Origin of the sequence: Bradyrhizobium sp. CCBAU 21365, assembly GCF_015291305.1 — a bacterium.
GTDB classification, from domain to species: domain Bacteria; phylum Pseudomonadota; class Alphaproteobacteria; order Rhizobiales; family Xanthobacteraceae; genus Bradyrhizobium; species Bradyrhizobium elkanii.
In genome coordinates, this window is sequence record NZ_CP030036.1 from 8,217,651 (window position 1) to 8,239,403 (window position 21,753).

Sequence of the window (21,753 nt, forward strand, 5' to 3'; positions counted from 1 at the left end):
GCTGCTCTCGAGGTTGGGGTGGGACATTCACCGCGAGTCAAATCGCAGAGAGCCCCCACCCGGATTGCATCTCCGATGCAATCCGACCTCCCCCGCAGGCGGGAGAGGTGAAGGGTGATCGACCCATGACCATTGAAGCCTCGATCGACGACGCCAGCCCCACCGCGGCTGCGCCTGCCGTGCCGGTCAACGACCTCTTGACCGCGCCGATCCTGCCGACGCTGCTTCGGCTTGCGATCCCGAACACCATCGCAATGTTCGGCTCGACGCTGGTCGCGGTGGCCGAGACCTCTTACATCGGCCGGCTCGGCACCGAGCCGCTGGCCGGCATTGCGCTGGTGTTTCCGTTCGCGATGCTGACGCAGATGATGTCGGCCGGCGCGATGGGCGGCGGCGTCTCGTCGGCGATCAGCCGCGCGCTCGGCGCCGGCGACCGCGACCGTGCCGCCGACCTGGCGCTGCATGCGGCGATCATCGGCGGATGCGCCGGACTGTTCTTCACCGTGATGATGCTGGGCTTCGGCCGCAATTTCTATGCGCTGCTCGGCGGACATGGCGGCGTGCTCGAGCAGTCGATGCATTATTCGCAGGTGCTATTTTCCGGCGCGATCTCGATCTGGCTGGTCAACACGCTCGCCTCCGTCGTGCGCGGCACCGGCGACATGCGGATTCCCTCGATGACGCTGATCACCGTCTCGATGATCCAGATCGCGGTCGGCGGCGTGCTTGGTCTCGGGTTGTTCGGCATGCCCGGTCTCGGCATGCGCGGCGTCGCCGCCGGACAGCTCACGGCCTTCACGTGTGGTGCGATCTTCCTCGCCTGGTATCTCGCCTCTGGCCGCAGCCGGTTAAAGCTCGACTTCGCCGCCTTCAGCTTCCAGCGCGCGATGTTCCTCGACATCCTGAAAGTCGGCGCGATCTCCTGCCTGTCGCCGCTGCAGAGCGTGCTGACCATCCTGATCTTCACCAAGATCCTGGCCAGCTTCGGCACCGAGACGCTGGCCGGATACGGCATGGGCTCGCGGCTGGAATTCTTGCTGATCCCGATCGCGTTTGCGGTCGGCGTCGCCTCGGTGCCGATGGTCGGCATGGCGATCGGCGCGGGGCTCGTGACGCGCGCCCGCAAGGTGGCGTGGACCGCCGGCACCGTCGCCGGACTTGTCGTTGGCCTCGTCGGACTTGTGGTCGCATTCAAGCCGACCCTGTGGATTGCGCTGTTCACCACCGATCCCGGCGTGACCGCCGCGGCTTCGTCCTATTTCGCGCTGGCCGGCCCGGGCTTCGGCTTCTTCGGCGTCGGCGTCTGCCTCTATTTCTCCTCGCAAGGCGCCGCCAAGGTCGGCGGACCGGTGCTGGCCGGCACCATCCGCCTGCTGCTGGTCGGCATCGGCGGCTGGTGGCTCGCTACCGTGAGCGCCCCGGCGTGGACGCTGTTTGCGCTGGTCGGCGCTGCGATGGTGGCGTTCGGCCTTGCCACCATCATTTCGATCCGGCTGACCCGCTGGGGATAAGATACGACGCAGCGCCCCTTGCAGCGCAGCGTTGCCCGAGCATGACCGCCCCAAAAACAGGCAACAGAATTTTTCGGATCACGCTCTCCTGATTGCGCGAATATGACATTGCAGAAATTTTTCGACTTGTTATGCAGGCCGACCTCTAAAGCGCGATGAGATTGAGTCGAATCGTCATCGCGCTTTGGTTCTTTGTTTGACCATGATCCTTTCGGAAAACCGCTTCGCACTTTGCGCTAACGCGGCCGTACCGGTCCGGATCATGCTCTTGGGGGAGCAAGCCATGGCCTGCCGATTCGGATTCATGATCGCAATCCTTGCGACGGCGCTTGCCGTGCCTGCCACGCATGCGCAAGGCGCGCCTGAGCCTGTCGGCGTCTGGCAGACCCAGGCCGGCGATGCCCGCGTCAAGATCAGCAAATGCGGAGGCGGTATCTGCGGCGTGGTGGTCAGCCTGCGCGACCCGATCGATCCGATGACCGGCAAGCCGCAAGTCGACAACAAGAATCCGAATCCGTCGCTGTCCAGCCGGCCGATCATCGGGCTGCCGCTGTTCTCCGGCATGTATCCTGTTGCCGCGGGCAAATGGTCGGGCCAGATCTACAACGCCGACGACGGCGGCACCTATGCGAGCAGCATCTCGGTGACCGGCGAGAGCACGCTGCGCGTCGAAGGCTGCGTCGGCGCGCTGTGCGGCGGCGAGACCTGGACGCGGGTGAGACGCTGATTTCCGGCCAACCGCAACGAGACTGCGCTCCCTCTCCCCGCCCTTTTGCGGGGAGACGGTTGGGGTGAGGGACCCTATCCGCGATAGCCCGGCAGAAGACCGGGGAGAGGTTGGAAAAATGCCTACGCCGCGCGCGCCTTCAGCACCGTCGCGGCCGAGGCGTAGCCGCCGCGGGCGCCGTCGATGAAGTGGACGTGGTCGGCGCGCATCACCGACGGGGTGAAACAGGTCATCATCGCGGCATCCTGCTCATGCAGGCCATAACGCACGATGCCCTGCGCGGCTGCGGCGGCGAGGCGCTGCTCGATGTCGGCGGCGAGCTCCGGCGTGCAATCCAGGATCATGCGCAAGCCGTCGTCGAACTTGCGGAAGTCTGAGTTCTCGACCACCTGCTGCAGATAGCGTTTTGGCGCGAACTTGCCGACCGGAATGTTGAACCGCATCAACGTATAGGCCCACAGCGTGAACGCGAGCACCGTGGCGCGCCGCAGCGCGAGCGGGCCGCCGCGCCGTGCGCGAGCCTCGTACTCCATTCCCTGCGGCGGCCAGTGCAGTGGCGGGCCGCTTGCGGGCACCGGCCGTCCGGCATCGGGGCTCTTCTCGATGCGGACGACGATATCCTCGATCACCTTGCGGAAGGATGCGGGATCGGCGTTCTTCGCCGGCAGCACCAGCACCGACAGAATGACGCCGCGCGCGGACGGCATCACCTCGAAGCGGCAGGACAGGCCGGACAGATCGGGCTGCGTGCCCTGAGGCGCCGGATCGACCGCGAACGCGCCGCGCTTCATCGCGGCATCGGCGTAAGCAAGGCCGCCGCCGGAGAACATCGCATAGGACAGATTGGCCGACGGCCCGAAGCGCGCGACGCGGACATCGGCGCCCGCGGCGCGGATCGCCGCCATCGGCACCAGCGCCACCCGCAGCACCAGATCGAGGTCCTCGTGCACCCAGCGCGCGGTCGCGGCAAGGGCCTCGCGCGCCTTGTCGAGATCGGCGGGCGCGACCGCAAAACTCGCACCGTCGCCGCCGAACACGAAGGGGAATTCGCGGCCCTCCAGCGCATTGGTGACGGCGGCGACCACCGCGGCGCCGGCCATGTTGACCGCCTTGTAGCGCTGCGCCGCAATCGCCTTGGTCGATTCCACGATATCGGCGACGCCGACCGTCCAGTCGTCGGGCAACGGCGCATACAGCGCGGGGTCCATCAGCTTCGCGAAGCCGCGAAACACCGGAATGCCGCCGTAAAAGATCTCGCTGCCGCCAGTCATCGCAACGCCGCGCCGTTTCCGCCTCTACAAGACTCTCTAGCAGATACGCAGCCGGTTGGGATCGGGTTTTCCTCGGAGCCGCGCCTTCACCGTCACCCTGAGGAGCGCGCCTTGGCGCGCGTCTCGAAGGGTCGACGGCCACCAGCCGGGCCGTGCATCCTTCGAGACGCGCGCGATGCGCGCCCCTCAGGATGACGGAGATAGAGAAGCATAGCTCCGCCTCACGCCGCCTCGCCTGCCCTGCTCCACGGCGGAAACGGATCGCGCAGCCCGGCCCAGGCCTGCGGGTCCATGCCCGGTCTGCCGGTGACGAGGCAGGCATCGAGCCGACGGCGGATGTCGTCCTCGTTCATGCCGGAGCCGATGAAGACCAGCTCCTGCCGGCGATCGCCGTAGAGATCGTTCCAGCTCCGCTGCATCATCAGCCGCCAGTCCGGATGATCCGGCCAGTGCTCGCGCGGGATCGCCGCCCACCACGAACCGAGTCCTTCGGTGCGGACGATCGCGCCGGCCTGGCTTAACTCGCCGCACCAGTCCGGGCGCGTTGCGATCCAGAAGTGGCCCTTGGCGCGGATCACGCCTTGCCAGCTCTCGCGCAGGAAGGCGTGGAAGCGCAGCGGATCGAACGGACGCCGCGCGCGGTAGACGAAGCTCGCGATGCCGTATTCCTCGGTCTCCGGCACATGCCCGGCAAAACCGTAGAGCTCCTTGTGCCAGAGCGGATGCTGCTGCGCCCGCTCATGGGCGAACCGGCCGGTGTCGAGCACGCGGTCGAACGGAACTCTTGCAAAGTTCGCCTCGACGAGGTCGGCCTCGGGATTGAGCGCGCGCACGATGGTGCGGGCGGCCTCACGCTGCGCTGGCGCCGCGGCGTCGATCTTGTTCAGCACCACGACATCGGCAAACTCGATCTGCTCGACCAGCAAATCGACCAGCGTGCGCTTGTCGCCGTCGAGCGCTTCGCCGCGCTGGCTGAGGAAGTCGGTCGAGGCGTAGTCCTTCAACAGATTGGCGGCGTCGACCACCGTGACCATGGTGTCGAGGCGTGCGACGTCGGAGAGGCTCTGGCCAGCTTCATCGCGAAACTCGAAGGTCGCGGCGACCGGCAGCGGCTCGGAAATGCCGGTCGATTCGATCAGCAGATAATCGAAGCGGCCGCTCTCGGCGAGCGCGCGCACCTCCTTCAACAGATCGTCGCGCAAGGTGCAGCAGATGCAGCCATTGCTCATCTCGACCAGTTTCTCGTCAGTCCGGGACAGGTTCGCACCGCCATCGCGAACGAGGTCGGCGTCGATGTTCACCTCGCTCATGTCGTTCACAATCACCGCAATCTTCAGGCCGCGACGGTTGTTCAGGACGTGGTTCAGCAAAGTGGTCTTTCCAGCCCCGAGGAAGCCGGACAAGATGGTGACGGGGAGTTTTTGCATCGAGATCAAACAGTTGCTGGAGGGATGGGCGGCGGCGGGACATGGGGCATTCGCTTGATGTTATGTTATAACATAACACCAATGAGCCATCGCCTGTCAAGCGCCGGGCCGGCGCGGTCAGCTTGCCATTTTCACCAGTCCGTCATGCTGAGGAGGCCGCGCAGCGGCCGTCTCGAAGCACGACGGCCCGACTGTGGCCGTGCATCTTTCGAGACGCGCTCCGCGCTCCTCCAGCGACAAAGGCGAAGTCTTCGCGCGGGGATGACGGAACAGAGAGCTCGCTACGATCTGGCTGCTACTTCCCCAATCCGCGCAGCACGAGCTGGTTCATGCGGCCAGCGAAGGCGGCGGGGTCGTCGGGCAGCTCGCCGTCGAGGATCTGCGCCTGCTCGAACAGCAGCAGCGACAGGTCTTTCGCCTGCGCGGTATCGATCGCGAGCGCCGCGACCAGCGGGTGGCGCAAATTGATCTCGAGCACCGGCTTTGTGATCGCACCGCGGTTCTGCTGGGCGAGCAGCCGCTCCAGCGCGCGGTCGCGCGCATCGCCGCCGGCGACGAGGCACGACGCGCTCGCGGTCAGCCGCTGCGAGGCGCGGACGTCGGAAACGCGCTCGCCGAGCGCATCCTTGATCACGGCGATCGTGGTCGCGGCGTCGGCCGCGGGTTCGTCCTTCTTGTCGTCCTTGTCGTCGGCCAGCGGGATCAGGCCGAAATCGACATCGCCCTGGCTCAGCGACTTCAGCGGCTTGCCGCCGAAATCGAGTGGCGCCGAGGTCCAGAACGCATCGACCGGATCGGTCAAGAGCAGCACCTCGATGCCGCGGGCGCGCGCCGATTCCAGCTTCGGATTCGACTTCAGCCGCTCGACGCTGTCGCCGACCAGATAATAGATCTCGGTCTGGTTCGGCTTGAAGTCGTCGACCACCTGCTTCAGCGAGCGGTTCTCGCCCGACGTCGTGGTGAAGCGCGCCAGCGCCAGGAGCTTGTCGCGCCGCTCGAAGTCCTCCCACAGGCCTTCCTTGATCACCGGGCCGAACGCGTCCCAGATCTTTGCAAAGGTCTCCGGCTCCTTCTCGCCGAGCGTCTCCAATTCGCCGATCACGCGGCCGGTGACGGCCTTGCGGATCTGCGCGAGCTGCGGATTGTTCTGCAGCATCTCGCGCGAGATGTTGAGCGGCAGATCCTCGCTGTCGATCACGCCGCGAATGAAGCGCAGGTAAGCCGGCAGCAGCTCGGCATCGTCGGCGATGAAGACGCGGCGGACGTAGAGCTTGACCTTGCCCTTGCGCTCGACCTGGAACAGGTCGAACGGCTTTTGCGACGGCGCGAACAGCAGCACGGCGTAGGACTGCCGGCCCTCGGCGCGGTAATGCAGCGTCATCGCCGGCTCGTCGAACGCGCCGGCGATCTGCTTGTAGGCCTGCGCGTAATCCTCCGGCTTGAGCTCGGATTTCGAGCGCTGCCACAGCGCGCTCGCCGAGTTGATCTGGCGCGGCTCGCCCTCTTCCGGCACCAGCAGGATCGGAAACTGGATGTTGTCGGAATATTCGCGGACGATGCGCTCGATCTCGTAGGCCTCGAGATATTTGGCGGCATCTTTCTTCAGATGCAGCACGATCTCGGTGCCGCGCGCGACGCGGCTCGCGGCCTCCTCGCTCGCCGGTGCGATCTCGAAGCCGCTGCCGCCTTCCGACGACCACGCCCACACCTCGTCCGAGCCCGCACGGCGGCTGGTGACGACGATCTTCTCGGCGACCATGAAGGCGGCATAGAAGCCGACGCCGAACTGGCCGATCAGATTGGCGCCGTCCTTGGCCTCGGTGAGCTTCGACAGGAACGATCTGGTGCCGGAGCGCGCGATGGTGCCGAGATTGTCGATCAGCTCCTGACGCTCCATGCCGATGCCAGTATCGACCACGGCAAGCGTGTTGGCCGCCTTGTTCGGGACGATCCTGATCTCCGGCGGCGTGCCGTCCGTGATCAGGGACGGATTGGCGATCGCCTCGTAGCGCAGCTTGTCGCAGGCATCCGACGCGTTCGAGATCAACTCGCGCAGGAAGATATCGGTCTCGGAATAGACCGAATGCACCATCAGGTGCAGCAATTCGGCAACCTCGGCCTGGAACGGCTGGGATTCGGCAGCGGTGATTGTGGTCATGCGGAAACTCGGACAAAGGGTAAGTGGCGGGAAAGCCCTGATATAGCGCGATCGCGCCGCGTGGCAAGATTTCGAACGCGGCCGGAACCGTCAGTCCGAGATCGCTGCGATATAGCGCTGCACCGAACGGTCGAACGCCGCCTTGGCATCGAAGGCGATATTCTTGCCCCACCAGGCGCCGTAGATCCGATCATAGGCCAGCGGCTCGACCGCGCGCGCGACGCGGCGGACCGCCGATGCATTGAGCGGGATATAGTTCGGGTAGGAATACATGAAACTGACCGAGCGGCGGTCCATCGCCACCATCGCGATATCGCCGGTCAGGAGCGCACCGCGCCCGTCGGCGCCGTTGCGCCAATGCAGCATGGTGGCGCCGGCGAAATGCCCGCCGCCACGCACCAGCAGGATGTCGTCGGAGATGCGATGGCTGTCGCCCTGCCACGGCACGATCGACGGATAGGGCCGCGTCACCCATTGCGCGTCGTCGCCGTGCAGATAGACCGGGGCATTGTCGAACGCCGCGCTCCAGTCGGCGACAGCGCCATAATAATGCGGATGCGAGATCGCGATCGCCTTCAGCCCGCCGAACGACCTGACATGCGCGATCGCCTCCGCGGTCGCCAGCGGCACGCAGTCCCACATCACGCAGCCGCCGCGATCCGGCACCAGCAGCGCGCGCTGCCCGATCGCAAAGGACGGCTCGAGCGCGATCCCGACGAGGCCGAGATCGTCGCGCCAGACAAGTCTGTGCCGCTCTGCGAGTTCCGCGCGCGTCAGCCACGCCTGCCCCTTCCAGTTCACATATTGCCGCTCGTCCTCGCAGATCGGACAAGCCGGCGGTGACGTCGCGGCTTCAGGAAATTGCGCGCCGCATTGCTCGCAGGTCCACAGAGGCATTGGCAGCGCCCTCATTGGGATGAAGCCGGTCTTCTGATCTACGTCAGCGACAAGCGGTGTTCAATGCCGCCGCCCCAGTTCCATCTGCATCTCCGCCGGTGCTACGCCGAACTTCCGGCGGAACGCGCGGTGGAAATATGAGAGGTCGTTGAAGCCGACCGTATAGGCGATGTCGCTGACCTTGCGGCCGGCGCCCTCTTCGTGCAGCAGCAGCCGCCGCGCCAGCAGCAAACGCTGATCGAGGACGAACTCCGAGAACGTCGTCCCTTCCGACGCGAACAGGCGCTGCGCCTGGCGGGTGCTGAGCGCATTCGCCTTTGCTACGGCCTCGATCGTGAGCTTGCAATTGTCGAGATTCTTCAGGACATCGGCCTTCATCAGATCGAGCCGCGCCTTCGCCACGCCGTCGCGTGCCGCCAGTTCCTTCGTCTCGGCGCTGTTGCCAAGAACGAGACCGACCAGGTCGGCGAGATGGTGCGCCGCTGCCCGCTGGCCAGGCACGTCGAGATCGCCGGCAAGCTCGGTGCAGAGCGCGGAATAGCGCTCGATCATCGCGCCCAAGGCCGGCTCGCGCCCGAGCACCCGCGCCAGCTGCGTCTCCGCCGAGGGTGCGATCTGGAGCAGCAAGCGCCGCGGAAACCGCGTCGTCGTAAAGCTGCCCGACCGGGTGAGATCGGCGGTGCCGACGATATTCATTTCGGTGAGGCACATCTGGCCGCGCTGAAGCTCGATCGCCTTGCCTGCTTGCGTGACCTGCACCGTGCCGCGCGTCGCAAAGATCAGGACAAGATCGTCGCAGCCGTCATTCAGAAGCGCGCGGGTGCGGGCGAAGCGGGCCGAGCCGCCGCGCGGCGTCGCGATGGCGACCGTATGCAGCAGCGTGAACTCATTGTGGCAATCGATGCGGTTGTCGTCGGTCGGTCCGACGTCGAGCCGGCAGAAGCCGCGGCAAATCCCTTCGCGCCATGCCTCATAGGCCGGCCCTTTCGCCAGCCCATGATGGAAGATCGAGAACCGGTTGGGCACCTGTGTCTCGGACATGATCCGTGCTCCGAACGCCCGATCGATCAAGGCTGACACGATCGCTCGCTTGCTGCCCGCCGCGCGCATGTCGTGTGCGCACGTCGTTCCTGTCCCTACGCTTGGCGCGACGGTCCACGACTCCGGCGCGGAGCCTGATACCACTGCGCCGATTGCCGGTAAAGCTATTCACGAGATGCAACCCTATGATGCGAAGTGCGAAAGCCGGGAATAAGACGGCGCAGCAGTTTCGCGACGCGGCGCTGCCGTGTCTCGACGATGCCTATGCGTTCGCTCAGGTGTTGATGCGAACCGAGGCGGACGCCGAACTGGCCGTGCAGGAATGCTATCGGCGCGCACTGCGCCGGTTCGACGGCCTACGCGGCCCGGCCATCAGGCCGTGGCTGCTCGCGATCCTCAAAGCCGTCTGCCTGGAGAAACTCGGCCAAGAACTAGCCGGCGAGAATGTAGCGCCAGAACGGCGCGACAGCGCAACAATCCGGCAACTGGTCGCCGACCTGCCCGCGCCGCTCCGCGAAGTCATCGCCCTGCGCGAAATGATCGATCTCTCCTACAAGGAGATCGCCGAAGTCACCGGCATTCCCGTCACTACCGTGATGTCGCGCATCGCGGAAGCGCGCGCCATGCTGCTCGCGGCGCGGCGCGCGGCGAATAAGACGACGCAGACGCTACCGGAGCCGAGGCCCGCCGGCGGCGCCTCAAAACCGGCGGTCTACCGCGCGAAGGCCTGCTGAACCGCCGACGGCTCGGTGATGCCGTTCGCGATCAGGAGCTCGAGCAACACGCGCGCCTTCTGCGGGTTGAGATCGAGCGAGACCGCAAAGCCGAGCTTGTCATCCTCGACCTCGACGTTGCGGTTGACGAAACCTGAACCGACCCGGCTCGAACGCACCACCACGACGCCCTGCTTCGCCGCGGCGGCCAGCGCATCGATCGCGCCCTTCGATGAATTGCCGTCGCCGACGCCGGCCAGCACGATGCCCTTGGCGCCGCGCTTGACCGCATCCTCGACCTCAGCGGCGTCCATGTTGGCGTGCGAATAGATGATGTCGACCCGCGGCAAGGGCGGCGCATCCGGCAATTTCAGCTTGGCGCCCCTGGCTGGAGCGGCCGGCTGCAGAAAGCGCAGCGAGCCGGTGTCGACATAGCCGACCGGCCCGGCATCGGGCGAACGGAAAGTCTCGACGCTGGTGGTGTTGGTCTTCTGCACCCAGCGCGCGGCATGGATGGTGTCGTTGAGCACCACGAGCACACCGCGGCCGCGGGATTCCCGGGCAGAGGCGACCCGCATCGCCTCGTAAAGATTGGCCGGGCCATCAGCGCCGATCGCGGTCGAGGGCCGCATCGATCCAACCAGCACGATCGGCACGTCGGTGTCGAGCACGTTCTGCAGGAAGAACGCGGTCTCCTCCATCGTGTCGGTGCCATGGGTGATCACGACACCGTCGACCTCCTTGTTGTCGACGGCCGCGCGGATGCGCTTGACGAGGTCGAACCACACGTTGTCGTTCATGTCCTGCGAGCCGATCGACGAGATCTGCTCGGCCGAGATCTGGGAAAGCTTGTCGATGCCTGGGATCGCCGCGATCAGGTTGGCCGCACTGACCTTGCCTGAATCATAGGCGTTGCCGGCGCGGGCGCTGGCCTGGCCCGCGATGGTGCCGCCCGTGCCGAGCACGAGCACGCGGGCCAGCGTGGTGCCGGTGGCCTGTTGTGCGGATACCGGCGAGGCAATCCCGATCGTAAGGGCTGCGGCGAGAAAGAGCCGTGCGGAATAGTTGGGTCGAAACGAACGTGGTGTCATTTTTTGCCCCGAGCGACGGGTTGCAAATCCACAACTCTTGATTTTGTCCCTCAACAAGTGGACAAAGTTGCGGCGATAGAGGCAGCGGGCGAAAGCTCGGCCAGGATCTTCAGCAAGCTTCAAGTGACTTGCGCAGCGCGATCTTGCCGGTCTTGCCCTTGGGAACTTCCGCAAAACCTTGACATCTGCCGGGAGGCGTCGACATTTTTCGAAGATTATTCGACTTTTGGCCGCGCCATGCATTTTGAGCTTCCCGACGATCTCCGCGTTCTGCAAGGCCGGGTGCGCGAATTCGTGCGTAGCGAGCTGCAGCCGCACGATGCCGCGATCGAGGCGACCGGCGAGGTGCCGGACAGCGCCATGGCCGGCCTGCGCAGGATGGGATTGTTCGGCACCAACACGCCGAAGCAATTCGGCGGCCTCGGCCTCTCGATGCTGGGCAGCTGCATCGCGATCGAGGAGCTCGCGAAGGCCCACACCGCCTTCTACTATCTGAGCGGGGTCAACGTTCACATCGACTCGAAGGCGATCGAGTTCTACGCGCAGCCGGCGGTTCGCGACCGATGGCTGCCGGAGCTCGCCAGCGGACGGCTGATCGGCGCGTTCGCGCTGACCGAGCCGAATGCCGGATCCGATGCCGCCCGGATCCAGACCCGGGCGCGGCGGGACGGCGATCATTACGTGCTCGACGGCCGCAAGACCTACATCACCAATGCGCCCACAGCCGGCGTTTTCACGGTGTTCGCCACGCTCGATCCGTCAGCCGGCGCCAAGGGCATCGCGGCCTTTGTCATCGACGCAAAGACGCCGGGCCTTGCCATCGGCCGCCTGGTCGAGATGGCCGCCGGACGCGGCTCGCAGCACGCCGAAGTGATCTTCGAGGATTGCCGTGTTCCGCGCGAGAATCTGCTGGGACAGGAGGGCGACGGATTCGCCATCGCGATGCGGTGCCTGGATGCCGGGCGCACCCATTGGGGCGCCTATTGCGTCGGCGCGGCGAGCCAGCTGCTGGACTACGCGCTCGACCATGTCTCGGAGCGCGAGGCGTTCGGACGCAAGCTGCGCGATCATCAGGGCCTCGAGTGGCAGATCGCCGACATGGCGAGTTCGCTGCATGCCGCGCGGCTTGTCGCCTATGAGGCAGCCTGGCGTTACGACCAGGGCGATGCCGCCGCCCGCACCGCCGCGGCGGCGCTCTCCAAATATACCGGCGCCGACATGGTGCAGCGCGTTGCCGACACCACCATGCAGCTGTCCGGTGGCGCCGGTTATTCCAGGGACCTGCCGATCGAACGCATCTGGCGGGAAACGCGGGTGGTCCGCATTCTGGACGGCACCTCCGAGATCATGCGCCAGATCATTGCCCGCGATGCATTCCGTCGCCATGAACGGCGGAACACGCCGGTGTGATGGCAATCCTATGCTCTATCTCGTTGCAATAGCGCTTGTGTTCCGGTCCCGCTGCCTTACTGTTTTTCCCGGACGCGAGGAGACGAAAGTGGCTTCGGGGACGACACTCAAGCTCAAGCAGCAACGCAGCCGCGACCGGCGCGAGCAGATCCTCACGGCAGCCACCAAGCTGTTCGGCGAAAAAGGCATCGACGGCACCTCGCTCACCGAGGTCGCCGCCGCGGCGAAAGTGCCGCTCTCCAGCATCTATGATTATTTCGAGGACAAGCGCGCGCTGGTGCTCGATGTGCCCGAGGGCAATTTCGAGGCGCTGTATCAGAAGACCGAGCCGCTGCTGGTCAAGGGTGGCGACCCCGTCGAGCAGCTCCGCATCATCTTCCTCACCAACTTCCAGTACATCAAGGACAACCCGAGTTGGGGCCGGGTGTTCTTCCTCGAGATCTGGCCGAGCGTGCTTGCCGCCGAGCCGCGGATCAAAAAGGCGGTCGACAGATACGCGCTGCGCTATGTGCAGCTGATCAGGCAGGCGAGCCGCGCCGGCACCTATCGCCGCAATCTCGATCCCTACACCGCGATGTCGCTGATGATGGGCGGGATGTGCCATCTCACCGCGGTCTGGCTGCTTTACGGCCGCAAATACGATCTGGTGAAGAAGGGCAAGGCGCTGTTCACCACGCTGCATAACGGGTTCGTGCAGCGTTATCCGCGCCGGCGTACGGCCGGTTCTCGCAGGCTCTCGTAGGATGGGTAGAGCGAAGCGAAATCCATCATTCGTCAGGCTGGCATGGAGTGATGGGTTTCGCGTCGCTCTGCTCATCCTACGCACCATTCGCCGGCGAGCGGTTCGTGGCGCGAACGATTTGATCCAAATTCATCGATGTTTGGCCGGCTGTCGAAGTAATCCCTTTCCGGAAAACCAATACACAACCGTCGAAATCCTGCTCTAGTATGACGTCGTGGGCGACCCGCGACCGGACACGCGGGCACTGGGATGGGAGCGAACCGATGGACGTCAAGGCTGTCCTGCCGCCGCGTGGCCGCGACTATCGCCTGGATCTGCTGCGCGGTTTCGCCAACTGGGCGATCTATCTCGATCACATTCCGAACAACGCGGTGAACTGGATCACGCAGAAGAATTTCGGCTTCAGCGACGCGGCCGATCTGTTCGTGTTCATCTCCGGCTACACCGCCTCCTTCGTCTATGCGCGCATGATGCTCGAGCGCGGCACCGTGATCGGCGCCACCCGCCTGATCAAGCGGGCCTGGCAGATCTATGTCGCGCATGTCCTGCTGTTCGTGATCTACATCGCCGAAATCGGCTATCTCTCCCAGCGCTATCATGACCCCAATCTGCAGAATGAATTCAACGTCGCGGGCTTCATGCACAATCCGGCCGAGACGCTTTATCAGGGCCTGATCCTGGCGTTCAAGCCGGTCAACATGGACGTGCTGCCGCTCTATATCGCGCTGATGCTGTGCTATCCGCTGGTGCTGTGGGCGATGCTGCGCAAGCTCAATCTGACGCTGCTGGCCTCGTTCCTGCTCTATCTCGCGGCGCGGCAATTCGGCTGGAACCTGCCGGCCTATCCGTCCGGCTCATGGTATTTCAATCCGTTCTGCTGGCAGTTCCTGTTCGTGTTCGGCGGCTGGTTCGCGCTCGGCGGCGCCAGCGAATCGATCACGTTCATCCGCTCGCGCGCCTTCCTTTGGCTCGGCGGCGCCTATCTGCTGTTCGCGCTGGTCATGACGCTGGCGGGCCGCTTCCCGGAGCTCGGACAGGCGATGCCGGCCTGGCTCTATGACGCGTTCAATCCGAACGACAAGACCAACCTCGCGCCCTATCGCGTCCTGCACTTCATCGTGTTGGCCTTCTTCGTCACGCGCTTCCTGCCGCGCGAATGGCCCGGATATGAATGGCCGGTGTTCCAGCCGATACTGAAATGCGGCCAGCAGTCGCTCGAAGTGTTCTGCACCGGCGTTTTCCTCGCGGTCATCGCGCATGTGGTGCTGGTCGAAGTCTCCGGCAGCATCTGGATGCAGATCGCGGTCAGCATTGTCGGCATCGTGCTGATGACCGCACTCGCCTACTACCGCTCCTGGTCGAAGAAGGTCGACAAGGCGCCCGCGAAGGTACCTGCGGCCGCGCAGGCGCCGGTGACCGCGAAGCCGGCGGAGTAAGGCCCCGCTTGATGCGCGACAGCGCGCGGCCGAAGCCGCGCGCAACGCGCAAAGTAGCCTGCTATTTCGCCAGCGGCTTGCCGGCCGTCTCCGGCGCCAGGGCGATCAGCGGCAGGCCGACCACATAGATCAGCGACAGCATCGAAATCGCCAGCGGGAAGCTGCCGGTGCGGGCGGCGAGCGCGCCGATCAGGGTCGGTCCGGCGGCGCCGAGCACGCGGCCCATGCTGAAGGCGAAGCCGGAGCCCGAGCCGCGCAGCGCTGACGGAAACATCTCCGGCAGCCAGATCGTGAACAGGCCGAACACGCCGTTGGTGAAGAAGCCGAGCACCGGCAGCAGCACCATGAACAGCGTCAGGCTGTCGAGCCATTCGATCGCGACCTCATAGCAGACCACGACGGAGATCAGCCCGCCGACAAAGAACAACACCGCGGTGCGGCGCCGGCTGCCGAGCCAGGTGGTGAGCCATGGCACCAGCAGGCAGCCGATCAGCGTGCCGACATTGGTGATCAGCCCGGCCACCGCGCCCATCTCCTGCGCATGCGCCGGCGTCGCGCCCGCGGCAACCAGCTTGGTCGAGATCACGGTCGGGGCCCAGAAGTTCGACGACCACAGGCCGAAGATGATGCAGGCCATCATCAGCGCCGCGGCCCAGGTGGTGCGCGCCTGATCGCCGGCAAACAAGGCCGCGACCGACGGCTGCTCGCGCGCAGCGCTGCGCTCGGGCTCGGGAATATTGCTGCGCAGATACGCGATCAGCAGCGCCGGCAGAATGCCGAGCAGGAACATGCCGCGCCAGCCGAGCGTGCTGCCGATCGCAAGCGTCACGGCGGCAGCGAGGAACAGCCCGGTCGGCGTTGCCGTGTGCAGCCACCCGGCGAGCCGCACCCGCGTATTCTCCGGCACGGATTCCTGCAGCAGCGGCGTACCCGCGGCCCATTCGCCGCCGATGCCGAAGCCGGCAACAAAGCGGAACAATGCGAACATCACGATACCGGTCGCAAGCCCGCACAGCGCCGTGAACAGCGAGTAGACCAGCACCGTCCAGCACATGATCCGGACCCGTCCGTAACGGTCCGCGGCCCAGCCCCAGACCATCGAGCAGGCCCAGCCCAGCATGAAGATCGAGAACAGCAGCCCGCCATAGATGCCGATATTGGCCCTGCTCGGCTCGATGCCGCTGGCCGGCAGCAATTCGCTCAACGCGCCGACCAGGATATAGGCGTACATCGAGGAATCGAAGCCATCGAGCATCCAGCCGAACCAGGTCGCCCAAAACACTTTCCGCGGCGACACTGCGCCAGGCGCCGCGACCGACGGCGCAAGTGTATCGACGATGCTCTCAGTCATGTTTCCTCGCACGTTTCTTTTGTGCGGCGGACTATGCCGAGGTTTGCGCGACGAGACATCTCCGGCAAACGGGACGGAGGTATCCGGCACAAGAATAGCGACGCCGATCACATTGGCGTCACCGCGCGAGCGCGAACGCGTGTTGCCCTAAGACGAACGCGCGGCGGCTGCGCCGTTGCAACCGGCGGACGCGCCGGCGCCTTGCGCAGCCTCGCCGCCCAGAGATAGAGAATTCCCGGCGTGGTGCACGACGGTATTTGCCAAAGCGCACGCCACACCGGGCGCGAGTATTTCGGCATGTGTCCGGGAACGTCTCACTTTTGATAGATCTTGAGCGTTTCAATCATCTGCTTGAGCTCGGCAACATATTTATCGGCGTAATCCTTGTGGACCGACAAGGTGACGAGAATGCCGAGCTCGGATGTATTGGTGGCGAGATAATAGGTGTCGAAATTGGCCAGCTCGGAGCCGGAATGCAGCGCCTCGACCCATTGGTGCGAGCCGATCACGTTGCGCTTTACAAACCGGATGTCGGACAGCTTGCCCGTGCCTTCGTCGCCGATCCGTTGCCGCTGCTTCAGATGGTCTTCGTAGGCCTGCAGATTGTCCCGCTCGTTGCGTTCCTTCATGGCGATGATCGCGATTGCCGCACGGGGCGGCTTGCCGGGCGGGGAGCAGACGAACTCGGTGTCGTCTTGTTCGCACCACCAGCCGTGTGCCAGCTCCATGTCGAACGCCGCGGCCCGGAAGACGTCTCGCTGCGGCGCGACCAGGATACGCGACGCTGAATATCCGGCGCCACCGAGCACAGTCGCGCTCACCACAAACGATACCAGCATTGCGGTGACAAGGCGCGCGCTGCCGGGGATATCCATCGTCAGTTCCCCTGCTGCTCGATCCAGCGCTTGAGATCGGCAGCACGCTGCTTGATGCCGGCCTCCGCCTTGGAACCGGCGACCGCGTCGATGGTGTTGAGGGCTGCCTGCTTGGCATCTGCGGCAGCGGCGGCATTTCCGCGCTTGCGCTCAATCAGGACAAGGTATGCCTGCGCGATCGCCACCTCGTACGCGACAGATGCGTCCGCGGGCTTGCCGTCACGGGATGAGCCGGCACCGACTGCAAGCTTGAACTGCTCGGCCGCGGGATCGAGCCGATCCAGCGCGGCACATTGCTGGCCCGCCAGCCGGAACAGGCGCACCCGCCATCCGACGATCTGATAATCCTCGCTACGACCGTCGGACTTGCGGGCGTCGAGCAAGCGCTTCAACGCGTCGGCACCTGCGTCGTAGCTGTCCGCCGCCTCCTGGTGGCGATTTGCGGCGACGTGCAGGTCGCCCGTCTGGCCCAGCGCCTCGGCCTCGAACCGGATGAACTGAGCGCGTCCGTCATGCTCCTTGCCGAGCCGCCTGCTGTCATCGAGCAGATCGGCAAATGCGCGGCCGGCGCCATCCTTATCCTTTTGCCGCGCCAGATATTCGGCATAGGCTTGCCGGGCCTGCAGGAGCGCCAGCGCCGAGTCGACGCGTGCGCGGCCCCGATGACTGAGCGCTGCGCGCTCGATGGCGTCGCCGAATTCCTTCCGCGCCTCCTTGTCTTCGTGAAGCGCTTCACGGTGGGCGCCGCGCTCGAGCCGACAGGTCACGATCCCGTTGATCGGAGGATCGCTCGCTGTCCCTTGATCCGCCTTGTCGAGCAGATCGCAGCCGCGGCCGATGATCAGCCGGCGTGTCCGCAAGGTGTCGGCATCGTCGGCTCTCAAATTGGCCGCCTCGCCAATCATGCTGGAAGCCGCAAACATGCTGTCATCGTTGGCGCGGATGGCCTTGTACTGATTGATCAAGGCCAGCACGCTAAGACCACCAACGGCGACAAGCGTTCCCAGGGTTGCGCCCGCGACCGCGCCCAACTGCGTCTGCTGCCGCCTCTCCTCTTCTTGCCGGAGCCGGGGCATCTCCTCCGGCGGTATGTTGAGCAGGGGCGCGACGATCTTCAGCTTTTCCGCGCTCAGGCGGACCACCCGCGAGAAGCTCAGGAACCACAATGGTCCCGCGCCTCTCAGATCGACGATCTCGATGTTTGGAAAAGTTTGCTTCAGGTCTCCGGGCAGCGGGCCGTCGAAGTCGCCCGCACCTCTCGCCACGATGACATTGCCGGCGCCAGGACCAGCGGAAAAGTCTCTGATCTCGCGCTCGATCCAGTCTTCGACGCCGCCCGGCCGCCGCATCGCGTCGGGCGTCGCCACCACGATCAGGTATCGCGAGGAGAGCAGCGCCGGCTTGATGCTTTGCTGGTAGAAGTCGCTGGTGCCGCGCTCATAGGCTGTATCGAGGTAGACGCGCAGCTTCTTCCCATAGACGCCGCGCAGCGCGGCGGGAAGGCAAAAGCCGACAAGTGTGCGCCTGAGCCACCGTGCAACGGCAATCCCGTCGGACCGGCGGTAGGAAATGAATGCGTCGTAGTTGAACTCAAACATCGAGTTCGGCGGGTTGATTGAATAAGAGCGGGTCCGAACCGGGCCGGATCGCGCAGCTGAACAGGAACTTGTTCGAAAAAATCTACATCAGACACGCGAGCTAAACACGTTGTAGTGGCTCGATCAATCTTTATCTCGTCTGGCGAGCGTCAGCATTGTCCGCCTCCCGGCCGTGCCTGGGGATGATGGTGCGGCTCGCTCGACGCGGCGCGATCAGCTTGTTAAGCCGCCTCTCCGCAAGCGCAATTTGAGTCGGGACATGACCGTAGCGATCGAGATGGGACAAACGACGGCCGGCGCTTCGGCGGCCATCGACCTCGAGGAGCTATTGGCGACACGCCTCCTGGTGCAGGGCAATTCGGGTTCCGGCAAATCCCATCTGCTGCGCCGGCTGCTGGAACAGAGCGCCCCCTGGGTGCAGCAGACCATTATCGATCCGGAAGGTGATTTCGTCACCCTGGCGGAGCGATTCGGCCACCTCGTCATCGACGCCGAGGACCATACCGAGCGCAGCCTGCAGGTCGCCGGCGAGCGCGTGCGCATCCATCGCGTCTCCACGGTGCTCAATCTCGAAGGGCTCGACGCCGAGAACCAGATGCGGCGCGCCGCAGCCTTCCTCGGCGGGTTGTTCGACGTCGCCCGCGACCACTGGTATCCGATGCTGGTGGTGGTGGACGAGGCGCAGCTGTTCGCGCCGGCGGTCGCGGGCGAGGTGTCCGACGAGGCGCGCAAGCTCTCGCTCGGCGCGATGACCAATTTGATGTGCCGCGGCCGCAAGCGCGGGCTTGCCGGGATCATCGCAACCCAGCGGCTGGCGAAGCTCGCCAAGAATGTCGCGGCCGAAGCGTCGAACTTCCTGATGGGCCGCACCTTTCTCGATATCGACATGGCGCGCGCCGCCGACCTGCTCGGCATGGAACGCCGGCAGGCGGAAGCCTTCCGCGACCTCGAGCGCGGGCAATTCATGGCGCTGGGACCTGCGCTGTCCCGCCGTCCGCTGGGCTTGCGCATCGGTCCGACCGACACCCAGCCGCGCAACGCGGCGCCGCGGCTGATGCCGCTGCCTGAAGCGGCACTGGAGGACGCACGCGCGATCATCCTGGCCGCTCCGCCGCCGGAAACGGTGCGGCCGCAGCGCCGGGCGCCGTCGCCGGACCTGCTCAGCCAGTTGATGGCCGCCAAACAGTCGGCACTGGAGCCAGATCCCGAAGCTGCGGAGCCACCGCCGAGCGCCGAGCAATTGGCCGAGCGGCGTGAGCGGCTGGACCGTATCCTGCGCGCCATCCTCGCCGAGCCCGACGCCGGCTTCCGCGCCATCGGCGTGCTCTATCAGGAGTTCGTGGTCCGCTGCCGGATCGAGGGTCTCGGTGCCGTTGTGCCGGAGCTGACCGATTTCCGCCGGATGCTGACGCGCGCCCGCGCCGGGCTCGGCACCGAGATGGCGGAGGACGACGCCTGGCAGGATGTCTCGCTGCGTGCGGCCCTGCTGCCCGAGGACATGCAGGGCGTCTTCATGATGATTGCCCGCGCCGCGAAGGAGGGCTGGCCTTGCCCGAGCGATGCCGCGATCGCTCGCGCCTACGGCACGCATTCGCTGCGCCGCGCCCGGCATCTTCTCACCTACATCGAGGAACAGGGCCTGATCGTCTGCCAGCTCGACGGTGCCGGCCGGCGGATTGTGACCCTGGTCGAGCTCGCCTGGGCCACGGCCGCGGCCGACCCGAATGTGGACGACCAGGCGACAGAGGTGACTTGCAGCAGCTCGTCGCCGTGATCAGGCGCTGGGCAACCAGGCGTTCGGTGTTGCGCAGCATCGCCGAAGCGTTGCAAGACAAGAAAATGGCCCGCCAGGAGGCGGGCCTTTTCATCTTTGCCTGTTGAGCGATTTTGGTTGCGAAGGGCCCGCGACAGGCCCTCTACAGCCGCCCTATCTCAAGCGCTTACGCATGCTGCGGCTGCGCAAGCTGACTGACCTGCATTGCCGGCGGATCGACAACCGAGGTACCGCCATGGCCGTCGCTCGAGGCCGTAAATGTGGAAGCCATGTAGTTGCCCAGCAGCGCAATGGTGGCGGTGACGGTGCCGTCCGTCACCGTGAGCGTTCCGTGCGTGCTGTCACCGCTGAAGGTCGGCGTCTGAACGGTCGCGAAATTGATATTCGCGAAATCGATCGTGTCCGAACCGGTCATCCCGGCGACAGTTCCGGTGAAGCTCGCGGAATTGTCGAGCTTCAGCCTCCCCGTGCTGCCCAGGAACGTCACGGCGGCGTTCGAAGCCCCCGTCAATTCCAGGGTGGCGCCCGCTGCGATGGTGGCGCTGCTCGGGCTCTCTCCCGTTACGTTGAAAGGCTGCCAGACACCCCACGCACTGCCATCATACGCCCGGATCCAGAGCTGATCGGTGCCGGAGCCGGCCTGATAGGTCGTCTGGGCAAGTTGTGCCGAAGTGACGTCGATCTCCGTATTCGCAGACTGGTTCACTCCGTTGACGTTCCAGCGCCCGTTCGTGTTGGAATCCCACAACGCATATTTCGTTATGGTATCGCCGTCCGCGTCCGTCGCGCTGACCAGGCTCGAAGCCGCGAAGACCTGCCCCGAGACCGTCGTTACGTTCGAGACCGAGACCGTCGGCGCCTGGTTGGTTGCAGTGGCCGTGAAGCTCTTCCAGGAACTCCACATGCTACCGTCATTGGCCTTAACCCAGAGCGTATCCGATGGCGAGCCACCGGGGCCGAACACGTAGCTCACCTGCGACAGGTTCGCCGCGCTCACATCGATCTCGGTGTTGGCGGCCTGGGCGACACCATTCACCACCCAATGGCCGTTTCCTCCGGTGTCCCAGAAGGCGTACTGGGTGATCGTATCGTTGCCGACACCATCACGAATTATCAGGTGTGGGATTCGACGGCGGATGCGAGCAGCGGGCACTGGGTGGTCGGGGGAGTCGCCCAAGGCACCAATGCCGCCATCGATGTCACGGCAGCTCAGCTTTCGAGCACAAGCTTTCAAAGCGGCTCGGGCTCGGACGATCTCTGGGTGAGGGCTTACGACGGCTTTGCCTGGGGGGCGTGGAAGGAATTTCACGTCACCGCGCCGGTTGACAGCGCTCCCGTCGTGACGGCGTCCGACTTCCACGCCACGGCCAATCAGAGCGTGGCCGCATTGAGCCTGTTTTCAGTCACGGATGCCGACGGCGACAGCATGGCACAGTACCAATTCTGGGATTCGACGCCGTCGGCAAGCAGCGGCCACTGGAGCATTGGCGGTACTGCGCAGCCCACCGGCACCGCGATCAACGTCAGCGCGGCTCAAATTGCCAGCACGACGTTCCAGGGCGGCACCGTGCCTGACGACCTCTGGGTTCGCGCCAGCGATGGCATCAGCTGGAGTGCGTGGCACGAATTCCATTTCATCGTCTAGGGAGCGGCCCCGCGTTGCGGAAGCGACGCGATCTGCGCCCAATCAGTCGACGACACGAGGCCCGATTGTCCTCCCAAAGCAAAAAA

At 65.1% G+C, this 21,753-nt stretch carries 19 protein-coding genes; 9 read left to right on the forward strand and 10 right to left on the reverse strand.

The genetic code is table 11. The features are described from left to right. Positions 1 to 125: 125 nt before the first annotated feature. Positions 126 to 1,511, forward strand: coding sequence for an MATE family efflux transporter (locus XI02_RS38775; protein WP_016846958.1), 1,386 nt, complete (start codon positions 126 to 128; stop codon positions 1,509 to 1,511). A gap of 283 nt (positions 1,512 to 1,794) precedes the next feature. Further along, on the forward strand, positions 1,795 to 2,238 hold the full coding sequence (locus tag XI02_RS38780; protein WP_016846959.1) for a DUF2147 domain-containing protein: 444 nt from the start codon (positions 1,795 to 1,797) through the stop codon (positions 2,236 to 2,238). Between the two features lie 122 nt (positions 2,239 to 2,360). On the opposite strand, the gene XI02_RS38785 is transcribed toward XI02_RS38780, so the two are convergent. The 5 genes from XI02_RS38785 to XI02_RS38805 form a co-directional block, all read right to left on the reverse strand. Beyond that, on the reverse strand, positions 2,361 to 3,509 hold the full coding sequence (locus XI02_RS38785) for a DUF3095 domain-containing protein (protein ID WP_172646754.1): 1,149 nt from the start codon (positions 3,507 to 3,509) through the stop codon (positions 2,361 to 2,363). A 221-nt stretch (positions 3,510 to 3,730) separates the two neighbouring features. Further along, positions 3,731 to 4,936 (reverse strand): zinc metallochaperone GTPase ZigA, encoded by a 1,206-nt coding sequence (zigA, locus tag XI02_RS38790; protein ID WP_018268755.1) that lies wholly within the window; start codon positions 4,934 to 4,936, stop codon positions 3,731 to 3,733. Between the two features lie 295 nt (positions 4,937 to 5,231). Then, complete coding sequence (gene htpG / locus XI02_RS38795; RefSeq protein WP_172646753.1) at positions 5,232 to 7,094, reverse strand: molecular chaperone HtpG; 1,863 nt, start codon at positions 7,092 to 7,094, stop codon at positions 5,232 to 5,234. Positions 7,095 to 7,184: 90 nt separating this feature from the next. Continuing rightward, positions 7,185 to 7,991 (reverse strand): MBL fold metallo-hydrolase, encoded by an 807-nt coding sequence (locus tag XI02_RS38800; protein ID WP_172646752.1) that lies wholly within the window; start codon positions 7,989 to 7,991, stop codon positions 7,185 to 7,187. Between the two features lie 60 nt (positions 7,992 to 8,051). After that, positions 8,052 to 9,032, reverse strand: coding sequence for an AraC family transcriptional regulator (locus tag XI02_RS38805; RefSeq protein ID WP_244980977.1), 981 nt, complete (start codon positions 9,030 to 9,032; stop codon positions 8,052 to 8,054). A 185-nt stretch (positions 9,033 to 9,217) separates the two neighbouring features. On the opposite strand from XI02_RS38805, the gene XI02_RS38810 reads away from it, so the two are divergent. Next, on the forward strand, positions 9,218 to 9,766 hold the full coding sequence (locus XI02_RS38810) for a sigma factor-like helix-turn-helix DNA-binding protein (protein ID WP_172649040.1): 549 nt from the start codon (positions 9,218 to 9,220) through the stop codon (positions 9,764 to 9,766). Here XI02_RS38810 and XI02_RS38815 read toward each other — a convergent pair. Continuing rightward, positions 9,745 to 10,836, reverse strand: a complete 1,092-nt coding sequence (locus XI02_RS38815) for an asparaginase (RefSeq protein ID WP_172646750.1) — start codon at positions 10,834 to 10,836, stop codon at positions 9,745 to 9,747. The genes XI02_RS38810 and XI02_RS38815 overlap by 22 nt on opposite strands. A gap of 237 nt (positions 10,837 to 11,073) precedes the next feature. On the opposite strand from XI02_RS38815, the gene XI02_RS38820 reads away from it, so the two are divergent. The 3 genes from XI02_RS38820 to XI02_RS38830 all read left to right on the forward strand — a co-directional run bounded on the left by XI02_RS38820 (position 11,074) and on the right by XI02_RS38830 (position 14,424). After that, positions 11,074 to 12,246 carry an acyl-CoA dehydrogenase family protein gene (locus XI02_RS38820; protein WP_194483285.1) on the forward strand — a complete coding sequence of 391 codons (1,173 nt, stop codon included), beginning with the start codon at positions 11,074 to 11,076 and terminating at the stop codon, positions 12,244 to 12,246. Positions 12,247 to 12,334: 88 nt separating this feature from the next. Further along, positions 12,335 to 12,988: a TetR/AcrR family transcriptional regulator gene (locus tag XI02_RS38825; protein WP_016846968.1), complete on the forward strand. Its 654-nt coding sequence runs from the start codon at positions 12,335 to 12,337 to the stop codon at positions 12,986 to 12,988. A 263-nt stretch (positions 12,989 to 13,251) separates the two neighbouring features. Then, on the forward strand, positions 13,252 to 14,424 hold the full coding sequence (locus XI02_RS38830) for an OpgC domain-containing protein (protein WP_172646748.1): 1,173 nt from the start codon (positions 13,252 to 13,254) through the stop codon (positions 14,422 to 14,424). A gap of 61 nt (positions 14,425 to 14,485) precedes the next feature. Here XI02_RS38830 and XI02_RS38835 read toward each other — a convergent pair whose 3' ends face one another. From XI02_RS38835 to XI02_RS38845, 3 genes are all read right to left on the reverse strand, one after another. Then, complete coding sequence (locus XI02_RS38835) at positions 14,486 to 15,775, reverse strand: MFS transporter (RefSeq protein ID WP_172646747.1); 1,290 nt, start codon at positions 15,773 to 15,775, stop codon at positions 14,486 to 14,488. Between the two features lie 314 nt (positions 15,776 to 16,089). Then, positions 16,090 to 16,650, reverse strand: coding sequence for a hypothetical protein (locus XI02_RS38840; RefSeq protein ID WP_172646746.1), 561 nt, complete (start codon positions 16,648 to 16,650; stop codon positions 16,090 to 16,092). A 2-nt stretch (positions 16,651 to 16,652) separates the two neighbouring features. Further along, on the reverse strand, positions 16,653 to 18,020 hold the full coding sequence (locus XI02_RS38845) for a hypothetical protein (protein ID WP_246783599.1): 1,368 nt from the start codon (positions 18,018 to 18,020) through the stop codon (positions 16,653 to 16,655). A 487-nt stretch (positions 18,021 to 18,507) separates the two neighbouring features. On the opposite strand from XI02_RS38845, the gene XI02_RS38850 reads away from it, so the two are divergent. After that, positions 18,508 to 20,022, forward strand: a complete 1,515-nt coding sequence (locus tag XI02_RS38850; RefSeq protein WP_172646744.1) for an ATP-binding protein — start codon at positions 18,508 to 18,510, stop codon at positions 20,020 to 20,022. Next, positions 20,001 to 20,129: a hypothetical protein gene (locus XI02_RS46105; protein ID WP_256438794.1), complete on the forward strand. Its 129-nt coding sequence runs from the start codon at positions 20,001 to 20,003 to the stop codon at positions 20,127 to 20,129. The genes XI02_RS38850 and XI02_RS46105 overlap by 22 nt, the downstream gene beginning before the upstream one ends. 59 nt (positions 20,130 to 20,188) lie before the next feature. On the opposite strand, the gene XI02_RS38855 is transcribed toward XI02_RS46105, so the two are convergent. Continuing rightward, positions 20,189 to 21,061, reverse strand: coding sequence for a hypothetical protein (locus XI02_RS38855; RefSeq protein WP_172646743.1), 873 nt, complete (start codon positions 21,059 to 21,061; stop codon positions 20,189 to 20,191). 3 nt (positions 21,062 to 21,064) lie between these two features. On the opposite strand from XI02_RS38855, the gene XI02_RS38860 reads away from it, so the two are divergent. Next, the gene (locus XI02_RS38860; protein ID WP_016846976.1) at positions 21,065 to 21,667 is read left to right on the forward strand and encodes a hypothetical protein; all 603 of its coding nucleotides are present in this window, start codon (positions 21,065 to 21,067) and stop codon (positions 21,665 to 21,667) included. Positions 21,668 to 21,753: the final 86 nt, after the last annotated feature.